General features: G+C 73.0%; 4 protein-coding genes. 2 read left to right on the forward strand and 2 right to left on the reverse strand.

Annotated features, from left to right (window positions below):
* Positions 1-230 precede the first annotated feature (230 nt).
* Positions 231-1007, reverse strand: coding sequence for a class I SAM-dependent methyltransferase (locus ACFV2S_RS37835; RefSeq protein WP_383801932.1), 777 nt, complete (start codon positions 1005-1007; stop codon positions 231-233).
* 50 nt (positions 1008-1057) lie between these two features.
* Positions 1058-1663 carry a DUF3043 domain-containing protein gene (locus tag ACFV2S_RS37840; RefSeq protein ID WP_329856839.1) on the reverse strand — a complete coding sequence of 202 codons (606 nt, stop codon included), beginning with the start codon at positions 1661-1663 and terminating at the stop codon, positions 1058-1060.
* Positions 1664-1936: 273 nt separating this feature from the next.
* On the opposite strand from ACFV2S_RS37840, the gene ACFV2S_RS37845 reads away from it, so the two are divergent.
* Both ACFV2S_RS37845 and ACFV2S_RS37850 read left to right on the forward strand, forming a co-directional pair.
* Positions 1937-2737, forward strand: a complete 801-nt coding sequence (locus ACFV2S_RS37845; protein WP_190102537.1) for a PspA/IM30 family protein — start codon at positions 1937-1939, stop codon at positions 2735-2737.
* 19 nt (positions 2738-2756) lie between these two features.
* On the forward strand, positions 2757-3035 hold the full coding sequence (locus ACFV2S_RS37850) for a hypothetical protein (RefSeq protein ID WP_385570874.1): 279 nt from the start codon (positions 2757-2759) through the stop codon (positions 3033-3035).
* Positions 3036-3393: the final 358 nt, after the last annotated feature.

Genomic DNA, 3393 nt, shown 5'->3' on the forward strand with positions numbered 1-3393 from the left:
TGGTGCGGGTCCAGGCCCGGAACGCGGAGGCGCCGCTCAGCGCGCCGTCCCGTGTGCCCACCCGTCCCGCCCCAGCGGGACGATTGCCCACACGGCAGCGGGCGACGGGCCCACACGGCAGCGGGCGACGGGCCCACACGGGCCGAGGGGCACCGCCCCGGCGCGGGCCACGCGGGCGCGGGCCAGGGCTCGCCCGGTGCGACGGGCACGGGAGACGCCCGGGCCCCGGGTCAGCCCCGTACGCCGCACAGGTGGAGGAGCGCCGCTATCCGCCGGTACGGCTCCGTGCGCCCGGCCCGGTCCTCGGCGGCGAGCAGCCGCTCCAGCTCCTCGGCGGCCGGAAGGCCCGCGTCGGCGGGGACGTCGTCGGTGAAGACCCGCACCCCGTACCAGGCGTGCAGCGGCGCGGCGATGCCCGCGAGCGTCGACGTGAGCGCGTCCAGCCGGTCAGCCCGCACCTTCACGCCGTTGTCGTCCGTGTAGACGTCCGAGTCGAAGGCGGCGAGCGCCCCCGACCAGTCGCCGGCGAGCCCCGGCCGCATGGACAGGGCCTCCGCGTTCCGCACGACCAGGGACAGCAGGCCGCCGGGGGCCAGCATCCGGGCCAGGCCGGCGAGCAGGGCGTCGGGCTCGTCCGCGTACATGAGCACGCCGTGGCAGAGGACCACGTCGAAACTGCCGGGCAGGAAGTGCACCCCGGTCTCGCGTCCGTCGCCCTCGATCATCCGGACCCGCTCGCGGATTCCGGCGGGCTCCGTCCCCAGCGACTCACGGGCCGCCTTCAGGAGCTCCGGGTCGGCCTCCAGACCGGTCACGGTGTGCCCGGCCCGGGCGAGGCGCAGGGCCTGGGTGCCCTGCCCCATGCCCGCGTCGAGGATCCGCAGCCGCTGCCCCACCGGGTAGCGGCCGGTTATCTGCTCGTCGAGCTGACGGGCGACGATCTCCTGCCGGATGGTGTCGCGCAGCCCGCCGGGACCGGCGGGCCAGTGGGCGACGGCGGGCAGCACCGGGGCGCCCCCACCGAACGCACGCGCGCCCGACTCCGAACTGTCGCCGCTCAGGGCCGCTCTCCGCGCTTGACCTGCGGCTTCGGCAGACGCAGTCGGCGCATCTGGAGCGTGCGCATCAGGCCGTAGGCGATGGCGCCGCGCTTCGGCTCGTTCGGGAAGCGCTCGTTCAGCTGCTTCCGCAGGCGGATCCAGATGCCGATCGAGTCGATGACGATCAGGATGATCACACCGAGCCACAGCAGCAGGGAGATGTTCTGCAGCCCGCGGTTGGCGTTGCCGAACAGCGACAGCACGAGGATCACCACGGCCATCGGCAGGAAGAACTCGGCGATCACGAACCGGGAGTCGACGAAGTCGCGCACGAAACGGCGGACCGGACCCTTGTCGCGGGCGGGCAGGTAACGCTCGTCACCGTTGGCCAGCGCCTCGCGCTGCCGGGCCAGGTCCGTGCGGCGTGCCTCGCGCTGGCGCTTGGCGGCCTCCTTGCGGTCGGTCGGCACCGTCGCGGCGCGTCGGCGCTGGGTCTGCGCCTCGCTCCGCTTCGGGGTCGGGCGGCCCTTGGGGGCCTCGGGGTCGCGGGGCTGCTTGGTGGAGAGGTCCGCCGTCACCTTGTCGGTGGGGGCCTTCTCGTCCTTCGAACGGCTACGGAACACAAAACCCAAGGGTACGGGGTGGTGGGCATGAACCCCATGCCGGGCGGGAACGATCCGCTAACGGACTGCGTCTTCGGGCGTACGTACGGAGGACGGGCGCGGTCTCCCCCGAGATCCATCTACTCCCTGCGCGGGAGGGAACACCGCGCGCAGTCGTCCTTGGGGAGGAGCGCATCCCGCTCCGAACAGTGCGGTAATGGAGACAGGGCCCGTACTGTGGATCCTGTTGAAAGAGCTGGAGCCGAGTCCGTCAGAAGGGGGCGCGCGAAGCCCATGAGCGGTGTCATGAAGCGTATGGGGATGATCTTCCGCGCGAAGGCGAACAAGGCCCTTGACCGGGCCGAGGATCCGCGCGAGACGCTCGATTACTCCTACCAGAAGCAACTGGAGCTGCTGCAGAAGGTGCGGCGGGGCGTCGCCGACGTCGCCACCTCCCGCAAGCGGCTCGAACTCCAGCTGAACCAGCTGCAGGGCCAGTCCGCGAAGCTGGAGGACCAGGGCCGCAAGGCGCTGGCGCTCGGCCGCGAGGACCTGGCGCGCGAGGCGCTGTCCCGCCGGGCCGCGCTCCAGCAGCAGGTCAGCGACCTGGAGGTGCAGCACCAGACGCTGCAGGGCGAGGAGGAGAAGCTCACCCTCGCCGCCCAGCGTCTCCAGGCCAAGGTGGACGCCTTCCGCACCAAGAAGGAGACCATCAAGGCCACGTACACGGCGGCCCAGGCGCAGACCCGGATCGCCGAGTCCTTCTCCGGCATCTCGGAGGAGATGAGCGACGTCGGCCTCGCGATCCAGCGGGCCGAGGACAAGACCGCCCAGCTCCAGGCGCGCGCCGGCGCGATCGACGAGCTGCTCGCCTCGGGCGCCCTGGACGACCAGTCCGGGCTCGCGAAGGACGACATCCAGGCGGAGCTGGACCGGCTCTCCGGCGGCACGGACGTCGAGCTGGAGCTCCAGCGGATGAAGGCCGAGCTGGCCGGCGGCCCCTCGGCGCAGCAGCAGGCCATCGAGGGCGGTGGCGCGGCCGCGCCGCAGGACCGCACTCAGCAGCAGCAGTCCCACCCGCGCTTCGAGAAGTAGGCGACAGACAGGACGCGTCATGATCGTACGGATCATGGGGGAGGGCCAGTGGAAGCTGGCCGACAGCCACTTCGTCGAGCTGAACAGGCTGGACGACGAGCTGCTCGAAGAGATGGAGTCGGGGGACGAGGAAGGGTTCCGGCGCACGCTGAGCGCCGTGCTCGAAGCCGTCCGCCGGCTCGGCTCGCCGCTGCCCGACGACGCGCTGGAGCCGTCGGAGCTCATCCTCCCGGCCGGGGAGGCGAGCCTGGACGAGGTCCGCGCGATGCTCTCCGACGACGGCCTGATCCCCGGCTGACCCCCGCCCGCCGCGCGTCCCCCCGCCCGACGGGTCCGTACCGCTCGTACGGGCCGTAGCCCCTGCCCGCGTGGCGCCGCACCCGGCCCGTGCGGGCCCGCGCCCGGCGGGGCGGTACCCCGCACCTCGTGTGGGCCTTCGCCGCCCACGCCCGTGTGGGCAATCGTCCCGCTGGGGCGGGACGGGTGGGCACACGGGACGGCGCGCTTAAGCGGCGCCTCCGCGTTCTGTGCCTGGGCCCGCACCACGAGTGCGCCGCACCAGGTGGTGCGGGTCAGGGCGCGGGAGCCTGGGCCCGGCAAGGGGCGCCGTTCCGTTGTGCCCACCCCTTCCGCCCCAGCGGAACCTGTGGGCACTA

The sequence above is a fragment of the Streptomyces sp. NPDC059695 genome (assembly GCF_042733785.1).
Classification (GTDB): Bacteria; Actinomycetota; Actinomycetes; order Streptomycetales; family Streptomycetaceae; genus Streptomyces.

What these genes read in the sequence shown, in the direction of transcription:
- ACFV2S_RS37845 (WP_190102537.1), top strand. Translation starts at nt 1,937, where the DNA reads ATGAGCGGTGTCATGAAGCGTATGGGGATGATCTTCCGCGCGAAGGCG.
- ACFV2S_RS37850 (WP_385570874.1), top strand. Translation starts at nt 2,757, where the DNA reads ATGATCGTACGGATCATGGGGGAGGGCCAGTGGAAGCTGGCCGACAGC.